18 protein-coding genes are annotated in these 16,969 nt (G+C 73.0%); 6 read left to right on the top strand and 12 right to left on the bottom strand.

Annotation, left to right across the window (positions count from 1 at the left end; translation table 11 throughout):
* The first annotated feature begins 78 nt into the window (after positions 1 to 78).
* Positions 79 to 729, top strand: a complete 651-nt coding sequence (locus tag ABZW10_RS01375; protein ID WP_355358039.1) for a ScbR family autoregulator-binding transcription factor — start codon at positions 79 to 81, stop codon at positions 727 to 729.
* On the opposite strand, the gene ABZW10_RS01370 is transcribed toward ABZW10_RS01375, so the two are convergent.
* Entirely contained in the window at positions 726 to 1,397 is a 672-nt protein-coding gene (locus ABZW10_RS01370) for a ScbR family autoregulator-binding transcription factor (protein WP_355358036.1), read from the bottom strand. The two genes, ABZW10_RS01375 and ABZW10_RS01370, sit on opposite strands and share 4 nt — an antisense overlap.
* A gap of 363 nt (positions 1,398 to 1,760) precedes the next feature.
* On the opposite strand from ABZW10_RS01370, the gene ABZW10_RS01365 reads away from it, so the two are divergent.
* Positions 1,761 to 2,834, top strand: a complete 1,074-nt coding sequence (locus ABZW10_RS01365; protein ID WP_355358033.1) for a ScbA/BarX family gamma-butyrolactone biosynthesis protein — start codon at positions 1,761 to 1,763, stop codon at positions 2,832 to 2,834.
* A gap of 62 nt (positions 2,835 to 2,896) precedes the next feature.
* Here ABZW10_RS01365 and ABZW10_RS01360 read toward each other — a convergent pair whose 3' ends face one another.
* The 7 genes from ABZW10_RS01360 to hemL all read right to left on the bottom strand — a co-directional run bounded on the left by ABZW10_RS01360 (position 2,897) and on the right by hemL (position 9,998).
* Entirely contained in the window at positions 2,897 to 3,283 is a 387-nt protein-coding gene (locus ABZW10_RS01360) for a hypothetical protein (RefSeq protein WP_355358030.1), read from the bottom strand.
* Positions 3,284 to 3,426: 143 nt separating this feature from the next.
* The gene (ccsB, locus tag ABZW10_RS01355) at positions 3,427 to 4,560 is read right to left on the bottom strand and encodes a c-type cytochrome biogenesis protein CcsB (RefSeq protein WP_355358027.1); all 1,134 of its coding nucleotides are present in this window, start codon (positions 4,558 to 4,560) and stop codon (positions 3,427 to 3,429) included.
* 3 nt (positions 4,561 to 4,563) lie between these two features.
* Entirely contained in the window at positions 4,564 to 6,339 is a 1,776-nt protein-coding gene (locus ABZW10_RS01350; protein ID WP_355358024.1) for a cytochrome c biogenesis protein ResB, read from the bottom strand.
* Between the two features lie 3 nt (positions 6,340 to 6,342).
* A complete protein-coding gene (locus tag ABZW10_RS01345) occupies positions 6,343 to 7,116 on the bottom strand; it encodes a cytochrome c biogenesis protein CcdA (protein WP_355358021.1) in 774 nt (257 codons plus the stop codon).
* On the bottom strand, positions 7,113 to 7,718 hold the full coding sequence (locus tag ABZW10_RS01340; protein WP_355358018.1) for a TlpA disulfide reductase family protein: 606 nt from the start codon (positions 7,716 to 7,718) through the stop codon (positions 7,113 to 7,115). The genes ABZW10_RS01345 and ABZW10_RS01340 overlap by 4 nt, the downstream gene beginning before the upstream one ends.
* Before the next feature lie 242 nt (positions 7,719 to 7,960).
* Positions 7,961 to 8,608: a histidine phosphatase family protein gene (locus tag ABZW10_RS01335; RefSeq protein ID WP_355358893.1), complete on the bottom strand. Its 648-nt coding sequence runs from the start codon at positions 8,606 to 8,608 to the stop codon at positions 7,961 to 7,963.
* Positions 8,609 to 8,669: 61 nt separating this feature from the next.
* Positions 8,670 to 9,998: a glutamate-1-semialdehyde 2,1-aminomutase gene (gene hemL / locus ABZW10_RS01330; protein ID WP_355358015.1), complete on the bottom strand. Its 1,329-nt coding sequence runs from the start codon at positions 9,996 to 9,998 to the stop codon at positions 8,670 to 8,672.
* Positions 9,999 to 10,466: 468 nt separating this feature from the next.
* Between hemL and ABZW10_RS01325 the strand changes: the two genes are divergently transcribed.
* A complete protein-coding gene (locus ABZW10_RS01325; protein ID WP_078881187.1) occupies positions 10,467 to 10,949 on the top strand; it encodes a hypothetical protein in 483 nt (160 codons plus the stop codon).
* Between the two features lie 79 nt (positions 10,950 to 11,028).
* Here ABZW10_RS01325 and ABZW10_RS01320 read toward each other — a convergent pair whose 3' ends face one another.
* The 4 genes from ABZW10_RS01320 to ABZW10_RS01305 all read right to left on the bottom strand — a co-directional run bounded on the left by ABZW10_RS01320 (position 11,029) and on the right by ABZW10_RS01305 (position 15,363).
* A complete protein-coding gene (locus ABZW10_RS01320) occupies positions 11,029 to 12,801 on the bottom strand; it encodes an LCP family protein (protein WP_355358012.1) in 1,773 nt (590 codons plus the stop codon).
* A gap of 127 nt (positions 12,802 to 12,928) precedes the next feature.
* Positions 12,929 to 13,462: a MarR family winged helix-turn-helix transcriptional regulator gene (locus tag ABZW10_RS01315; protein ID WP_355358009.1), complete on the bottom strand. Its 534-nt coding sequence runs from the start codon at positions 13,460 to 13,462 to the stop codon at positions 12,929 to 12,931.
* Between the two features lie 35 nt (positions 13,463 to 13,497).
* Positions 13,498 to 14,829, bottom strand: coding sequence for a glycosyltransferase family 39 protein (locus ABZW10_RS01310; RefSeq protein WP_355358006.1), 1,332 nt, complete (start codon positions 14,827 to 14,829; stop codon positions 13,498 to 13,500).
* 294 nt (positions 14,830 to 15,123) lie between these two features.
* Positions 15,124 to 15,363 carry a chaplin gene (locus ABZW10_RS01305; RefSeq protein WP_355358003.1) on the bottom strand — a complete coding sequence of 80 codons (240 nt, stop codon included), beginning with the start codon at positions 15,361 to 15,363 and terminating at the stop codon, positions 15,124 to 15,126.
* Between the two features lie 477 nt (positions 15,364 to 15,840).
* Here ABZW10_RS01305 and ABZW10_RS01300 point away from each other — a divergent pair, with 477 nt between their 5' ends.
* The 3 genes from ABZW10_RS01300 to ABZW10_RS01290 all read left to right on the top strand — a co-directional run bounded on the left by ABZW10_RS01300 (position 15,841) and on the right by ABZW10_RS01290 (position 16,963).
* A complete protein-coding gene (locus ABZW10_RS01300) occupies positions 15,841 to 16,083 on the top strand; it encodes a chaplin (protein WP_355358000.1) in 243 nt (80 codons plus the stop codon).
* 110 nt (positions 16,084 to 16,193) lie between these two features.
* The gene (locus ABZW10_RS01295) at positions 16,194 to 16,472 is read left to right on the top strand and encodes a chaplin (RefSeq protein ID WP_355357997.1); all 279 of its coding nucleotides are present in this window, start codon (positions 16,194 to 16,196) and stop codon (positions 16,470 to 16,472) included.
* Between the two features lie 119 nt (positions 16,473 to 16,591).
* The gene (locus ABZW10_RS01290) at positions 16,592 to 16,963 is read left to right on the top strand and encodes a hypothetical protein (RefSeq protein ID WP_355357994.1); all 372 of its coding nucleotides are present in this window, start codon (positions 16,592 to 16,594) and stop codon (positions 16,961 to 16,963) included.
* The last annotated feature ends 6 nt before the right edge of the window (positions 16,964 to 16,969 follow it).

The following is a 16,969-nucleotide window of genomic DNA, read 5'->3' as shown; positions in this document are numbered from 1 at the left end:
GCGCGGTACGGGGGCCACCGCCCGGCCCGCCGCCGTAGGATCCAGCAGCTGCCGACGACAGAGATCAGGGAGGCTGCGATGCCCAGGCAGGCCCGGGCGCTGGCGACCCGCCAGACGGTGCTGCGTGCCGCGGCCGAGGTGTTCGACGAACGCGGCTACGCCGGCGCCACCATGGCCGAGATCCTGGAACGGGCCGGTGTCACCAAGGGCGCGCTCTACTTCCACTTCCCCTCCAAGGAGGAGCTGGCGCTCGCCGTGATCGAGGGCCAGGAGGCCTGGCTGGCCACCTGGCGGTCGGCCTCCGACAGCCCGACACAGACCGTCATCGATCTCGGCTACGCGTTCGCGCACTCACTGCTGGACGATCCGCTGCTGCGCGGCGCGATCCGGCTGACCATCGAGCACGGCAGCTTCACCCAGCCGCAGGTCGGCACGTACCAGAGCTGGACGGACGCGGCGCGCGAACTGCTGGAGCGCGCGCTGGAGGTCGGCGAGCTCCGTCCCGGGGTACGGCCCGCGTCCGCCGCCGGGGTGATCATCGGCGCGGTGACCGGCATCCAGCTCAGCTCGCAGGTGCTGATGGACCGCAAGGACCTGCTGCAGCGGATGGCCGACCTCTGGGCGCTGCTGCTGCCCGGCCTGGTCGAACCCGGCACCCTGACCCGCCTGGACACCGTCGACCACGGGGGAACCGGGACCCGCCCGCCCGGCCGGACCCCGCCCGGCTAAATCGCCTTCGGGGCGGAGTGGATCCGGTAGTCCGCCAGGCGGTCGGCCGGGACGAGGGCCGGCAGGGCGGTCGACCAGAGGCCGCCGACCGCCGCGGGGGCCAGCCGGCCGGTGGACTCGGCGGAGAACAGCACCAGGCCCGCCGCCAGGGTGGTGAGCAGTGCGGCCGACTGCTCCCGGTCGAGCCCGGGGCGCAGTTCACCGGCCGCCGAGGCCCGGTCCAGCAGGGCGCGGAAGACCGCGGTCAGGCGGCGCCAGACGTCCGCCGACGGCTCCGGCGGCGAGCCGGCCGGCGCCACCACCGCGCCGGCGGCGCAGCCCGCGGGCCGGCCGCCCAGGCCGAGCAGCACCCCGGCCCGGACCACCACGTCCTCGCGCAGCAGCCGGGCCAGTTCATGGGTGAGGTCGACGAGCCGCTGCACGGCCGGGCCGCCGCCGCGCAGCGCGTGCAGCACGGCCAGCCCGATGGTGTCGGCGGCCTCGCCGCGGACCCCGTCGGCCAGCGCCTGCTTGGAGACGAAGTGGAAGTAGAGCGCGCCCTTGCTGACGCCCGCCCGGCGGCTGATGTCGACCAGGCTGGCCGACTCGAAACCCGCGTCGGCGAAGGTGTCCGCCGCGGCGAGCAGCACGGCCTGCCTGGTTCGCCCCGCCCGTTCCTGCTTAGCCACTCGGCCCCTCCGGCCCCGGCCGCGGCGAGCTCCGGCTCGCCCGGTTGCTGTCACGGCGCCGCCGTCGGTGGTGGGGCGCCCGGTCTGCGGACCGTCGGCGGCGCGCCGCGCCCGCCCGAAACCGCATGGTTGGTATCTAATCTAGCCCCTGTCCGGCCCCCGCCGTCCAGGGGGGATCGGCCCCCGCGCGGGGGCCGGAGCGGGCCGGCCGGACGTTGCCGCAGGCCGGCGCCCGGGTACGGTGAGCGCGGCGGTAACGCGCCAGCGGCGACCCCGCGAGGGGAGCAGAAACCGGGTGGCCTGTATGTTTTGCGAGGGCCGCCCGCACGGCCGGCCGACCGACACCCGGGAGTGGGGCCCGTCATGCCAGTGTTCACCTCGATGGACGGCGACGCCCCGTATCCCCACCCCCCGCATCCCCACTCCCACTCCGGCCACCCCGGCCCGGGCCGCTACGGCTTCCACGAGCGGACCGTCTCGCGTCAACTGGTGCGCCGCTCCTCGGTCGCCGAGGTGCTGATCACCGGCTGGCAGGCCACCGGCCCGTACGACTTCCTGCTCGGCGCCCAGTGGCCGCGGCTGCACGGCTTCTACCGGCTGCCCGGCGACCGGCACCACGACCCGGTGCTGATGGCCGAAACGGTCCGGCAGGCCGCCCTGCTGGTGGGCCACGCCGGTTTCGGGGTGCCGCACGACCACCACGCGGTGCTCGACGAACTCGGCTACACCCTCGGCCCGGCCGGCCTGGACGGCCTCGCGGTCACCGCCGCCCCCACCGAGCTGATGCTCCGGATCACCTGCCACGACGTCCGGATGCGGCACGGTCGGCTGGACGCGCTGCGGGTGCAGGCCGAGGTCGAGCGCGACGGCCACCCGGTCGCCCGCGGCTTCGGCGGGCTGCGGATCCTCTCCCCCGCCGCGTACGACCGGTTGCGCGGTCCCGGCCCGGCCGCCGCCCCGCTCCGGCTCCCGGACCAGGGCACCGCCCCGGAGCTGGTCGGCCGTCAGCAGGCCGCCGACGTGGTGCTCGGCCCCGCGCTGCTGCCCGGCAGCTGGCTGCTGCGCGCGGACGCCGGCCACCCGGTGCTGTTCGACCCGATGGACCCGGCGCCCGGCCACCTGCCCGGGATGCTCGTCCTGGAGGCCGCCCGGCAGGCCGCCCAGCGGCTGCACCACCCGGACCGGGTGGTGCCGTTGGAGCTGGTCACGTCCTTCCACGACCCGATCGCGCCGGACCGCCCCTGTGTGGTGCGGGCCGTCCGGGAGGCCGGTCAGGAGACCGGTGGCGGCGGCGGACGGCGGGCGCCGCTGCGGGTCCTGCTGGTCCAGGAGGGCCGCACGGTGGCCGAGGCCCGGCTGCTCACCGGACCGGCCGACGGCGGCCCGGCCGCGACCGCGCCGGCCCCGGCCCGGCGCGGTCTGCCGCTCGCCAGCTGAGCCCCGGCGCCCCGGCCGGATCGGGCCGGGGCGCCGAGGCCGGCCCCGGGTCGGGCGCCGGGTCAGGCGGCCACCAACGCGGACGGCCGCCCGGCGTGCATCACCGAGAGGTTCTCCGCCAGCCGCCCCGGGTCCTGGGCCAGCCAGAGCCGCAGCGCGGCGCCCAGCATCGCGCTGGCCGAGCCGATCCGCACCTGGGTCACCTGGGCGATCCGGGCCGCACCCGGCACCAGCAGGTCGGCCAGCGGCGCCGGCAGCCAGACGGTCAGCGCGCACGGCGCGGGGGCCGCGAGCGCGCCCAGCAGCCGGTAGGCGTCGGCCGGCGAGCTGACCGTGGGGATGATGTCCAGCAGCCCGTCGGCCACCACCTCGGACACGTCGCTGCGGTGCCCCTGGGCGAGCCAGCGGAGCAGCAGGTGCTCGGCGGCGGTGATTCGGACGGTCAGCATGACCTCGTCGCACTCCATTGCGCGATTTCCTCCTCAGTTCCTCCCCGTGCCGGACCGGGCGGCCGGCACGAACTACCCCAATCGCACCTCGGCCCGGCTTCCTCGTCTGGAGTGCCGGGCCGGTGGGTGGGTTCCGGTACCGGTCAGAGCCCCGCGTAGGAGTGCTTGCCGGTGACGAAGATGTTGACCCCGTAGTAGTTGAACAGCCAGCAGGCGAAGGCGGCGAGCGCCAGGTACGCGGCCTTGCGCCCCTTCCAGCCGGCGGTGGCACGGGCGTGCAGGTAGCACGCGTAGGCGACCCAGGTGATGAACGACCAGGTCTCCTTCGGGTCCCACTCCCAGTACTTGCCCCAGGCGGCCTCGGCCCAGATCGCCCCCGCGATGATGGTGAACGTCCACAGCGGGAAGACCAGGGCGTTGATCCGGTAGGACAGCTTGTCCAGGGTCGCGGCGGCGGGCAGCCGGCGCCAGATGGACGGCGAGGTGCCGAGCGGGCCCTTGGCCAGGCCGGCCGCCATCCGCTTGTCGAAGGAGTCCTTGCCCAGGTACAGCAGCGTCGTGACGAACGCCGCGTAGAAGGCGCCGCCGCAGACGATCGCGGTGGAGACGTGGATCGCCAGCCAGTACGAGTGCAGCGCCGGGACGAGCTGCTCGGACTCGGTGTACAGCACCTCGGTGGCGATGCCGAGGGTGAGCACGACGGCCAGGGTGACCGGCAGGCCGAGCCAGCGGACCGGCTTCTTCGCCACCAGCAGGCCGACGAAGGCCGCCGTCATGGCGAGCGCGAAGGCGCAGGAGAACTCGTACATGTTGCCCCACGGCCAGCGGGAGACCGAGAGGCCGCGGGTGAGGACGCCGCCCGTGTGCAGCAGGAGGCCGAGGACGGTGAGCGAGACCGCGATCCGGCCGGCCAGGTCGGCCCGATCGCTGGTGCCGGCCGCACCCGGGCCGTCGACCTCGTCGTCGCCGCGCCCGCTGGTCACCACCGTCGCGCCCTCGCCGGCCAGTGCGGTGCGGGTGAGCGTGGTGGTGCCGCCGCCCGCCGAGGCGACGGTGACGGTCACCTTCCTGGCGCCCTTGGCCTTGGCCTCGGCGTCCGCGACGGTCGCGGCGAGGCCGGCCTGCTCGATGGAGCGGACGGCGACAGCGCCCTTCGAGCCGAAGGTCCACTCGAACATGTAGGCGAACATGGCGATCAGATAGACCGCCATCGCCGAATAGATCAGCTTGTTGGACAGGTCGGCCAGCTGCGGGTCGACCTCCGAGGCGAGGTGCACCGTCTACTCCTTGGAGTTCGGGTCGGCGGGAACTGCGGATTCTTCGGGTGCCGCGGCCTCGTCGGGCTCGTCGGACTTCTCGGAGGCGTCGGACTTCTCCACCGCGTCGGACGCGTCGGACTCGTCGTCGAGCGCGGGGGCGTCGTCCTGGAGGTCCACCGCGAGCGCGGCCAGCTCCTCGGCGATCTTCGCCGACTCACTGCGGCCCAGCCCGGCCAGCTCGACCAGCGTGCCGCCGTCCGGCAGCGCCACCGCCCGCACCCAGATCCGGCGCCGCTGGACGAACAGCGAGCCGATCAGACCGGCGATCGCCGCCACCGCGCCGACCAGGGCGATGCCGTTGCCCGGGCGGTGCGAGATGTTGAAGCTCGCCCACTGCTTGTAACCCTCGAAGGTGACCGTGCCGTAGTCGTCCGGCAGCTCCCAGGCCTGGCCGGGCTTCAGCCGGGCCTTGGCCGGCTGGCCGTCCTGCTGGAGCTGGGTCAGCTTCCTGGTGTTGAGCTGGTAGATGTTCTGCGGCAGACCGGAGTCGGTGCCCAGGTCGCCCGCGTAGACGTTGAGCACCAGCGCCGGGTCCGCGTCACCGGGGAACAGCGAGCGCGGGCCGGTGTTGCGGTCGAAGGCCTCCGGGGCGGTCGGCAGGAAGAAGCCGGAGAAGCCCAGCTGGGTCCTCTGGCCGTCCTTCTCGCCGTAGTCGGAGACCTTGACGACACCGGTGGAGGTCAGGTTGCCGTCCTGCGGGAGGAACGGGGTGGCACCGGTGTAGACGATGTCGCCCGCCTTGTTGCGCACCGTGATCACCGGGGCGTAGCCGTGGCCGATCAGGTACACCTTGCTGCCCGCGATCTCCAGCGGGTGGTTGACCTCGATCGTGCCCGGCTTGAGCTTCGACGGGTCGCTGCCCTCGAAGTACTCGACGTGCGCGGTGAACTGCCGGGCGCTGCCGACCTGGTCGCCCCGGTCCTGGAACTTCGAGGTGAAGTTGTTCAGCTTCACGTAGAAGGGGTCAAGGTCGTCGCTGCCGTAGAAGCGGGTGCCGGTGAAGTCGTCCAGCTGCGTGATGGTGTTGCCGTAGCCGTCGCCCTCGACCAGCAGCTTGCCGCCGGTGCCGCTGGCCAGGCTCGCCCAGGCGAAGCCGCCGAGCAGCGCGAACAGCGACAGGTGGAAGACCAGGTTGCCGACCTCGCGCAGGTAGCCCTTCTCGGCCGCCACCGCGCCGCCGTCCAGGTGCGCCCGGAACCGCCGCCCGCGCAGCAGCCGGTGGGCGGCGGTGCTGACGGTCGCGGCGTCCGCGTCCGTCCGCCAGGCCGCGTACACCGGCATCCGGGTCAGGTTGCGCGGCGCCGCCGGCGGCCGGGAGCGCAGCACGCCGACGAACTGCCAGGTGCGCGGGACGATGCAGCCGGCCAGCGAGACGAACAGCAGGATGTAGATCGCCGAGAACCACACCGAGCTGTAGACGTCGAACAGCTGGAGCTTCTCGTAGATCGGCGCGACCGTGGTGTGCTGCGCCTTCCAGGCCTGGACCTTGAACTGGTTCTGGCCGTTCTGCGGGATCAGCGAGCCGGGGATGGCCGCCAGCGACAGCAGGAACAGCAGGATCAGCGCGACCCGCATCGAGGTCAGCTGGCGCCACATCCAGCGCAGCCAGCCGAGCGCGCCGATGCCGGTGGGGCCGTCGGTGTCGGCCGGGGCGGTGGTCAGCCGCTCGGCCGCGTCCTCGGCCGCGCCCTGCGCCGCGTCCCCGCGCTGCTCGCGGTCGGTCGTGGTCTTGGTCACGGGTCAGATTCCGATCGAGAAGTCGCCGGTGCGGACTCGCAGCTCGTTCACCAGTGAGTCCCAGGCCCCAGTGACGAGCAGCAGACCGACCACGACGAGCATGCCGCCGCCGATCCGCATGACGAGCGGGTAGTGCCGCTTGACCCAGCCGAAGGCACCGAGCGCCCGGCGGAAGGCCAGCGCGGCCACGACGAACGGTACGCCCAGGCCCAGGCAGTAGGCGGTCATCAGCAGGGCGGCGCGACCGGCGTCGGCCTCGTTGAAGGCCAGCGTCTGGATCGCCGACATGGTCGGGCCGAGGCAGGGCGTCCAGCCGACGCCGAACACCACGCCCAGCATCGGCGCGCCGAGCAGGCCGACGGCCGGGCGGCGGTGCGAGCGCAGCTCGCGCATGCTCAGTCCGGGCACCAGGCCCATGAAGGCCAGGCCCATCAGGACCGTCACCGAGCCGAGCACGATCGAGATGATCCGCTTGTGCTCCTGGAGCGTGTCGCCGAAGAAGCCGAACAGCGCGCCACCGGAGACGAACACGGCGGTGAAGCCCAGGATGAACAGCAGCGCGCCAGCCAGCATCCGGCCGCGCCGGGCCCCGCGCGCGTCGGCGAGGTCCGCGGCCGAGAAGCCGGTGACGTAGGAGAGGTAGCCGGGGACGAGCGGCAGCACGCACGGCGAGAAGAACGACACCAGGCCGGCCGCCACCGCGATCGGCGCGGCCACCAGCAGCGCCCCGCTCTGGATGGTCCCGACGTTGTCGGCGAGTTGGACCGCCGCACTCACTGCTGCTGCTCCGCCACGATCGGCTGGAGCATCGACTCCAGGTTGTCGTCGGTCTGGCCGCCGAGGGCGCGGGCGGCCAGCTTGCCCTCCCGGTCGATCACCAGGGTGGTCGGGATGGTGTTCGAGTTGAGGCTGCCCTTGGGGAACTTGAGCAGCTCGGTGCCGGCCGGGTCGTAGATGCTGGGGAAGGTGACGCCCTTCTCCTGCTCGAAGCGGAGGGCGTTCTTGACCTCGGGGTCCCTGGTGTTGATCCCGAGGAACTGCACGCCCTGGTCCTTGTACTTCTCCCAGACCCGCTGGAGGTCGTCGGCCTCCGAGCGGCACGGTCCGCACCAGGAGCCCCAGACGTTCATCACGACGACCTTGCCCCGGTAGTCGGAGAGCTTGGTCGGGGTCCCCTCCAGGGTGGTTCCGCTGATGTCCGGCGCGTCCTGGCGGTGTCCCGCGGCGACCGTCGAGATGGTGCTGCCCTTGGCGGTGACGAAGCCGATCTGTCCGTCACCGCCGGCCGAGGAGCCGGACGAGCTGCAGCCGGTGAGGACCAGCGCGGCAGCGGCGGCGGTGACCGCGGCGGCTGCGACACGGGGACGGGGGCGCGTCATGCCAGACATGTGAAAAGTTTCGCATGGAGTCACGGGCGGGCCCCGGGGGGTCCGGCCTTGTCTGCCGGACCCCCTCTGACCTGCGATGGGACCATCGACCCTGGTGTCGCGGGGGTGTGACCCAGGTCTTACTCACACAGCTCTTACGCCGATTCGGGAACCATGGGCACCGTTCCGCACGTCCGGGTCTCTTCGGCGTACCCGGATTCCGGGTGCTCCCGGAGCCGGTGTCAAGCCCTTTCTCAGGCGCCGAAGCTCTTGCCCACCGGCTTGCTCTTGCCGCCCTTGCCGACCAGGTGGGCCGGCAGCAGGTCGCGGGCCGGCTCGCGGTAGCCGACCGAGACGATCCGGTCCCCCTCGTAGGTGAAGCTGGTCAGCGAGGCCAGCGAGCACTGCCGGTTGCGCGGGTCGTGCCAGAGCCGGCGGCGCTCCACGAAGGAACGGACGATCCAGATCGGCAGCTGGTGGCTGACGCAGACCGCCTCGTGCCCGCGCGCGGCGTCCCGGGCGGCGGCCAGCGCGCCCATCATCCGCACCGCCTGCTCCAGGTACGGCTCGCCCCAGGACGGCTTGAACGGGTTGGTCAGGTACTTCCAGTAGGACGGGTTGCGCAGCGAGCCGTCGCCCACTCCGAAGGTCTTGCCCTCGAAGATGTTCTCCGCCTCGATGAGCCGCCCGTCCACCGCGAGGTCCAGGCCGTGCGCCTTGGCGATCGGCGCGGCGGTCTCCTGGGCGCGCTCCAGCGGGGACGCCACCACGTGGGTGATGTCCCGCCCGGCGAGGTCCTCGGCGACCCGCTCGGCCATCTCGCGGCCCAGCTCGGACAGCCGGTAGCCCGGCAGGCGCCCGTACAGGACGCCCTCCGGGTTGTGCACCTCGCCGTGCCGCATCAGATGGACGACGGTGATGTCCTTGGCGCTCACTTCTCAGTACTCCTGGGGCTCGTAAGGACTAGGCCGTGGCTTCGGCGGCGGCCCGGGCGGCGGCGGGCAGCGCGGCGGCGATCCGCTCCAGCGCCCGCTCGTCGTGCGCGGCGGAGACGAACCAGGACTCGAAGGCGGACGGCGGCAGGTAGACGCCCTCGGCGAGCATCGCGTGGAAGAACGCGGTGAAGCGGAACGCCTCCTGGGTCTTCGCCTCGGCGTAGTTCGTCACGGTGTCCTCGGTGAAGAACACCGAGAACATGTTGCCGGCGGTCTGCAGCCGGTGCGCCACGCCCTCCTTGGTGAGCGCGGTGGAGACCAGCCCGGAGACCTCGGCGGCGACCCGGTCGACGGCCGTGTACACCTCGTCGGTGCAGCCCCGCAGCTGGGCCAGGCCGGCCGCGGTGGCGATCGGGTTCCCGGAGAGGGTGCCGGCCTGGTAGACCGGGCCGGCCGGGGCGAGGTGGGCCATCACGTCGGCACGACCGCCGAAGGCCGCGGCCGGGAAGCCGCCGCCCATGACCTTGCCGAAGGTCAGCAGGTCGGGCGCCCAGCCCTCGTTCGCCGCCTCCAGGCCGTACCAGCCGGCCTTGGAGACGCGGAAGCCGGTCATCACCTCGTCGGAGATGAACAGCGCGCCGTTCTCCCGGCAGAGCCGGGCCAGGCCGCCGTTGAAGCCGGGCAGCGGCGGGACGACGCCCATGTTGCCGGGCGAGGCCTCGGTGATCACGCAGGCGATCTCGCCGGGGTGGGCCCGGAAGGCCTCCTCGACGGCGGCGAGGTCGTTGTAGGGCAGCACGATGGTGTCGCCGGCCTGGGCGCCGGTGACGCCCGGGGTGTCCGGCAGGCCGAAGGTGGCGACGCCGGAACCGGCGGCGGCCAGCAGTGCGTCCACATGTCCGTGGTAGCAGCCGGCGAACTTCACGACCTTCGCGCGGCCGGTGAAGCCGCGGGCCAGCCGGATCGCCGACATGGTGGCCTCGGTGCCCGAGGAGACCAGGCGGACCTGCTCGACCGGGGCGACCCGGGCGACGATCTCCTCGGCCAGCTCGACCTCGCCCTCGCCGGGGGTGCCGAAGGAGGTGCCGCGGGTCACCGCCCGCTGCACGGCGTCCAGGACGGCGGGGTGCGCGTGGCCGAGGATCATCGGGCCCCACGAGCAGACCAGGTCGACGTACTCGCGGCCGTCGGCGTCGGTCAGACAGGGGCCGCTGCCGGACACCATGAAGCGCGGCGTACCGCCGACGGCGCGGAAGGCACGCACCGGGGAGTTGACGCCGCCGGGGGTCACGACCGACGCGCGGTCGAAGAGCGACTGGGACTTGGGTGCTTCGTAGGGGTAGCTCACGGGAGACATGGTCTCAAATCGTGTCCTTCACCTCTGCATGTCGGACCTCATCATCTGGAACGATGATCCGGGCGCCCGAGTCTGTACGGTTATCCGTACAACGGGGCCCCTGGCTGCGCCGGCTACCCGGACCAGTCAGACTATGTACCCAGAGTGTCTCCGAAGTTCCTCCGGCCGCGAGGACGGGCGGACGCTCCGGGTCGATGCAGGGGTGTGGAGAGGACTGCCACGTACCGCGACTGGGTACGGCGGCGCATGACGGGTAAGGAGCACGTCCGGTGGGACACCGGGCGTGCGGGGGTCTGTCGATTCCGGCGAATTCCGGTGAGGATGGTCCGAGTGTCCGAGGCGCAGGACGGCCACGACGAGGTCGCGGGTGGCCCCCGCCGGCCCGCCGAGACCGCACGCGGGGGTACGGGAGCGGGAACGGGGCGTAGCGGCCGAGGCCGTGAGAGGCGGGGTGAGGGACGCGTGGGGGTGACGTACAAGTACTTCGGCGCACCCGACCGGGCGACCGCGGCCCGGGTCCCGACCGCCCTCGGGCCGGGCGGTCTCGGGCTGGACGCGGGCGAGCTCGGCTCGCTCGGCCGGCTCGGCGACCTGATGGAGACCAGCGGCTCGCCCAACGGCCACCTCTCCACCAAGATCAAACCGGAGACCATGAGCGCCATGGTCCTCACCGGCATCCAGGGCGTGCCGCTGCACCAGGTGCCGCCGCTGGAACTGGTGGTGCTGCACCCGGACTACGCCGTCGTCCAGCTGCCGCACAACGTCGTCGAACCGCTGCGCAAGGCGGACGAGACCGAACTCGGCGCCGCCGCCTTCATCTGGTCCACCGTCCCCGACCGCCGGGGCCCGCGCGACGCCTTCGTGATCTACAGCATGCTGCACGAGTGGCAGGACTTCGCCAACCGCCTGCACGAGGCCGGCCACCAGCTGTACTGCCTGGTCTGGCCCTGACCGTTCCCCGACGGAAGCGGGGCCCCGGCCGAACGCCGGGGCCCCGCTCCGCGTTTCCCGCTCGCGAACTGCCGGGCGGTCAGCCGCCGGAGCCGTAGCTGGTGTTGGCGCAGATGTCGTCGTCCGCCGAGCGGGCGTCCTCGGTGACCGAGGGCGGCAGCGGGGCGGGCGCGGCCGGGGCCGCCGAGGCGCCCGGGGCGGTCGTGCCGTTGGCGTCGGCGTAGTCCTTGCCGAGGACGACGCTGATACCGGGCGCCGAGGTGGGGGCGAGGGTGGCCCCGGGGAACAGTTCGGCGACCTTCTCGGCGTTGGCCTTCTGCCCGGCGCCGTACTCGATGGTGGTGGTGAGCTTGTTGGTGGACTTCGCCTGGCCCACCGAGGCGACGGTGAACTGCGCCGCCTTCAGGGCCTCGCCCGCCTTGGCGCCCATCCCGTTGGCGGTCGTTCCGTTGAAGACCTTGATCGCGGGCACCGGGGCCGCGGCCGCGGTCTTCGTGGCGGCCGCGGTGGTGGTCGGCGGGGCCTCCGGGGTGGCCGGGGCCGCCGGGGTGGCGGGTGCGTCGGGCTGCTGGCCGGTGGCGTCCTTGCCGTCCAGGGTGCGGTCGGCCCGGATGGCCTCCCACAGCTTGTCCACGTCCGGCTTCACCAGGTCGAGGTTGGCCTCGTTGTAACGCCACGGCGGGGTCACGAACTTGAGGTCGTGCAGGTCGATGTTCTTCAGCGACAGCGCGAAGGACATCAGCTTGTCGACCGAGCCGAGCCCCTCGTCGACGCGCAGCGACTTGGTGGCGGCGTCGGCCAGCGGCAGCAGGGTGGTGGGCTCCAGGCCCTTCTTCTTCACCGTGCTGATCATCGAGCCCATGAAGGCCTGCTGACGCTTCATCCGGCCGATGTCGGAACCGTCGCCGATGCCGTGCCGCAGCCGGACGTAGTCGAGCGCCTGCTGGCCCTCCACCTTCTGCGGGCCCTTCTTCAGGACGAGGGCGCCCTTCGCGGGCAGCTTCTCGTTGAGGTCCTTCTCGTAGATGTCCTTGGGCAGGCAGACATCGACGCCGCCGACGGCCTTGGTCATCGCCGAGAAGCCCTGGAAGTCGACCACGATGGTGTGGTCGACGCGGATCCCGGTCAGCTTCTCCAGGGTGTTCTGGGTGCAGGCGGGGTTGCCGTCCGGCGAGCCGCCCACCGTGAACGCGGCGTTGAACAGGACGTCCTTGCCCTTTTGTTCCTTGGTCCACTTCCCGTTCGGGAGCTTGCACGGCGGGATGGTGACCAGGGTGTTGCGCGGGATCGAGACGCCGATGGCGTTCTTGTGGTCGGCGTAGACGTGCAGCAGGATCGTGGTGTCCGAGCGGGCACCCTCGGAGTCACCGCCGCCCAGGTCCGAGTTGTCGCCGCCGCGGCTGTCGGAGCCGATCAGCAGGATGTTCACCGGCTTGTTGCCGTTGGCGTCGGCCTCGGCCTCCGGCGGGCGGTCCTTGCTGAGCGCGTCCGAGTCGATGGTCTTGATGTTGCCGTTGAGCTTGTAGTAGATCGCGCCACCGGTGCCGGCTATCAGGACCAGTGCGCCGACGGCCGTCCAGCCGACGACCTTCTTGACGTTGCGTCGGGGCTTCTTGCCGCGCCCGCCGGAGCGGCGGTGGCCCTGGCCGTTCGACCCGCCGTCGCCGCCCTGTCCGCCCTGCCCGCCGCGGCCCTTGGACTGCGCCGCCCGGCGGGCCTCGGCCCGGCCGCCCGGCCTGGGCGCGGGGACGGAACCGCCGGCCGCACCGGTGCCCGCGCCGCCCGTCGAGCCGCTCCGGGCGCCGGTGGAACCCGCCGAGCCGGTCGAGCCCTCCGGACGCGGCCGGGCCACGCCGGACTGACTCCTGTCTCGGCGACCCGACATCCCCGCACCTCTTCACGGCTGTGCCATCGAACGATCAGCGGCCAGGACGTCCCCCCTGGCGCCAGGTGGAGCATACAAGCCGACCGGAAACCGACTACCGCCGCGCCCTGGGCTCGTCCCCCGGCCCCCGGCCGCGCGGGCGGCGGGCCCGGCGCACCGCATGCTCCGAGCCGACCGGATCGGCCAGTGCCCCGCCCCCGTCCACCAGGCGGGCCAGCGCCGCGACGAAGACCGTCCGCTCCTCCCGCGGCAGCGAGTCCAGCACCTCCCGGTGCACCCGGTCGGCGATCGCCGTGCCCCGCTCGACGGCCCGCTCGCCCGCCTCGGTGACCCGGACGATCCGGGCCCGGCGGTCGGCCGCGGCCGGCCGGCGCTCGGCCAGGCCGGCCCGCTCCAGCTGGTCGACGGTCACCACCATGGTGGTCTTGTCGAGGTCGGCCAGCTCGGCCAGCCGGCTCTGGGTGCGCTCGGCCGCCAGCGCGTGGAAGAGCACGCAGTAGGCGCGCGGGGTGACGCCGAGCTCGGTGAACGCCGCCGCCATCCGGGTCGCCAGGACGTGGCTCGCGTGGTCCAGCAGACCGGAGAGGTCGCGGATCTGGCGCACGGTCGGCGTGCCGCTGGTCGTCATGCCGTCGAGGTTACGCGGCCCTACGGAGGCCGGTTCTAGGGGATGCCGAGCTCGAACAGCGCGTACCCCGCGTACCATCCGGCCGCCACCGCCGGCATCGCGACCAGGCCGCCCAGGGTCGACGGCCGCAGCCGGCGCAGCGCCACCGCCAGGCCGATGAACAGCGGGAAGGCCGGCAGCAGGTAGCGCGAGATGTTGCCGTAGATCTGGTTGCTGCTGAGCGCCAGGACGATGGTCAGCACCGTGTAGAGCACCAGGACCAGCGGCGGCCGCAGGCGCAGCAGCAGTACCAGCAGCCCGGGCAGGGCGATCAGCAGGCCCACCGCGATGAGGTCCGGCGCCGGGTTGGACTGCCAGAACGTCCAGTGCCCGGTGACCGTGTCCAGGGTGCTGCGGGCGGTGGAGGCGCCCCAGTCGAAGTAGCGGTTCCAGGCACCGCGCTGGAGCTTGAAGTAGCCGGTCCAGTCGCCCATCCGGTAGCCGACCCAGGCGACGTACCCGAGCAGGCCCCACGGGGTGATCAGCATCGCGGTCAGCGGGCGGGCCACCCCGTCGGTGCGCCGCACCAGCGCCACCAGCGCCGAGATCGAGACGGCGGCGATCAGCGCGACCGCGGTCGGCCGGTTGAGGCCGGCCACCAGGGCGAGCACCCCGGCGGCGAGCCACTGGCGGGTCATCACGCAGTAGCAGGCCCAGGCCGAGAGGGCGACGAACAGCGAGTCCGAGTAGACCGCCCACTCCACGCCCGAGCCCGGGAACAGGCCCCAGATCACCGCCGCGATCACACCGGCCCGGAAGCCGCCGAGCCGCGCGGCGACCGCGAAGATCCCGGCCGCGGCGACGAAGGAGGCGATCACCGAGACGACGATGCCCGAGCCGTACGGGCCGAGCCCGGTCACCGCCCCCACCAGCCGCATCAGCCAGGGGTAGAGCGGGAAGAACGCGGCGGAGTTCTCGTAGTAGGTGGCCAGCGGGTAGCCGTGCAGCGGGATCAGCTGCGGGTCGTAGCCGTTCTCGGCGATCCGCTGGTACCAGATGCCGTCCCAGGTGCCGAGCACGTCCCAGGGCCGGGCGCCGCCGCCGCGCCCCGGGTCCTTCTTCAGGAAGTCCTCGGTGTGCGAGAGCAGCAGCAGGAAGACGGTCAGGCCGGTCGCCTTGACCACCGCGTACGCGCCGAGCGCGGGGGCGTAGCGGTCCACCAGGGCGCCGAACCAGCCCGGGGACCGCTCCGCCGCCGCGGGCTCCCCGGGAGCCCGCGGGTCCTGCCCGGTCTCCGGGTCCGCCGCGGTGGCGGACGACGGGGTGGCGGACGGCGGGGGCGCGCCCGCGCTCCCGTCCGACGACTCGGTGCTCGATGCCGCGCTCATCAGCTCTGGTACTCCCCGCCCCGCTCGTGACCGGTGCGCCGACCGACAGCGCGACGCCGGGCGAGCCTACGGCACCGCCGCCACCGGGCGGGCGGGGAGCCCGCCCGGTGGACGGCCGGTGGTTCGGGGACGGGCCAACCGTGCAGGTGGACGGTGCCGAGCTTGCCGAGCCGCCGCGGCCGGGCCGGGGCGCCGGTGTCGGCGACCGGCCCCGGGAACGCCGAGAGCCGCCGCCCCGCACCCCAGGAGGGAAGCGCAGGAGCGGCGGCTCGCACCGACCGGACCGGCGGCTGGTCAGCCGACGTTGGCGCAGTGGTTGCCGAAGGCCGGGTTCAGGATCCCGACGATGTCGATGGTGTTGCCGCACAGGTTGATCGGAACGTGCAGCGGCACCTGGATCTGGTTGCCGGAGATGACACCGGGGGAGTTGGCGGCAACGCCCTCCGCGCCGGAGCTGGCCACGGCGGAACCGGCACCGGCGGCGACGATGCCGACCACAGCGGCGCCGACGGCGGCCGTCTTCTTGATGCTCATGAGGAGCCTCCTGACTGTTCGACAGAGATGCACGGGGAGTGCGACATCTCCAACGAGACCCGCTCTGGCCGGTTGCGAGGGCTACCCCACTGTCACCCGTCCGGAGGAACGGAGCCCCCGCCCCGGGCAATCGGGTGACACCCGGATCCGGCCGTTTCCCCCCGCCCACTGCCTCGTTCTCCAGTCGGAACACGCTCCACCCGCCCCGCTACGACGAGGAGATCCGCCGCCGGTCCAAGCCCGTCCGGAATTCTCCCGGTCGCGCGTCGATTCGAATACTTCCCGGCCGTGCGGGAATTGTTCGCGGCGCACGGTGCCGCGGCGGCCGCTCATCGCCCGAGCCATGGGCGACACACACCATCTGGGCCGCCCGAGTGACCATCACGGCATTCCCAGAAGCCAACGGGCCAGGATTTCCCCTCGCCCGGCTCCCGACTATTTCCACAGACGGTCGGGCAGAATACGGAGGAAGAACACATGCGTAACGTCAAGAAGGCCGCCGCGCTGTCTCTCGCCACCGCCGGCCTGGTGGTCGGTGCGGCCGGCGGCGCGTTCGCCAGCTCCGGCGCCGAGGGCGTCGCCGCCAACTCCCCCGGTGTGCTCTCCGGCAACCAGCTCCAGATCCCGGTGCACATCCCGATCAACCTGTGCGGCAACACCATCGACATCATCGCCCTGCTGAACCCGGCGTTCGGCAACGCCTGCGTCAACGCCGGCTGAACCGGTGGCCGCCGAGCCGGCGGCCGCGGATTCCCCGCACTCGTGCCGCACCCCGCCACCGGGCGGGGTGCGGCCGCTCAACCCGTGTGTGATCGAGGAGATCAACCCCCATGCAGAACGTGAAGAAGGCCGCCGTCCTCTCCGCCGCCGCCGCAGGCCTGGTGCTGGGTGCGGCGGGCGGTGCCGCCGCCAGCGCCGGTGCGGAGGGCGTCGCCGCCGGCTCGCCCGGCGTCGTCTCCGGCAACCAGCTCCAGATCCCGGTGCACGTCCCGCTGAACGTGTGCGGCAACTCCATCAACCTGATCGGCCTGCTGAACCCGGCGTTCGGCAACGCCTGCGCCAACGTGGAGGCCCCGCCGCAGCACGAGCACGTCGAGGACGACTGCTGATCCCGATCGGCACGCGTTCCGCCCGCACTGCCCCCCGGCTCCCGGCCGGGGGGCGGTTCGGCGTACCCCGGGCGCGGTCCGGCTGCCCGGGGAACCCCTCTCCCCGAAGGTGAAGACGCATGGTTGTGAAGAAGAGCGGGGCCGGCCTCGTCGCCGCCCTGGGCGCCGCGATGCTGCTCGGCGGCGCGGGTGCGGGCACGGCGCACGCGGCCCCGGCCGGTGGCGAGGCCGCCCTGGCCAAGACCGACCTCGCCCAGGGGCTCGGCGGAGCCACCACGGGCCTCGGCTACGGCATCGCGCCGCTCAAGGACCTGCGGCTGGACCCGTGGGCCAACTCCTCGGCCGACGTGCTGAACAACGGTGCGACGGTCCAGCCGGACTCCGGCCTGGCGCCGATCGGCACCGGGACGCTGACCAGCCCGCTCAGCGCCGGCGGCGGTCCGCGCGACCTGCCGCTGGTCGGCGGACTGCTCGGGGTTCTGCCGGGCTGAGCCGCC

Origin of the sequence: Kitasatospora sp. NPDC004723 (genome assembly GCF_040609255.1) — a bacterium.
Classification (GTDB): Bacteria; Actinomycetota; Actinomycetes; order Streptomycetales; family Streptomycetaceae; genus Kitasatospora.
Note: the sequence above shows the minus strand (reverse complement) of the source record. Positions and strands in the feature narration are given on the sequence as shown.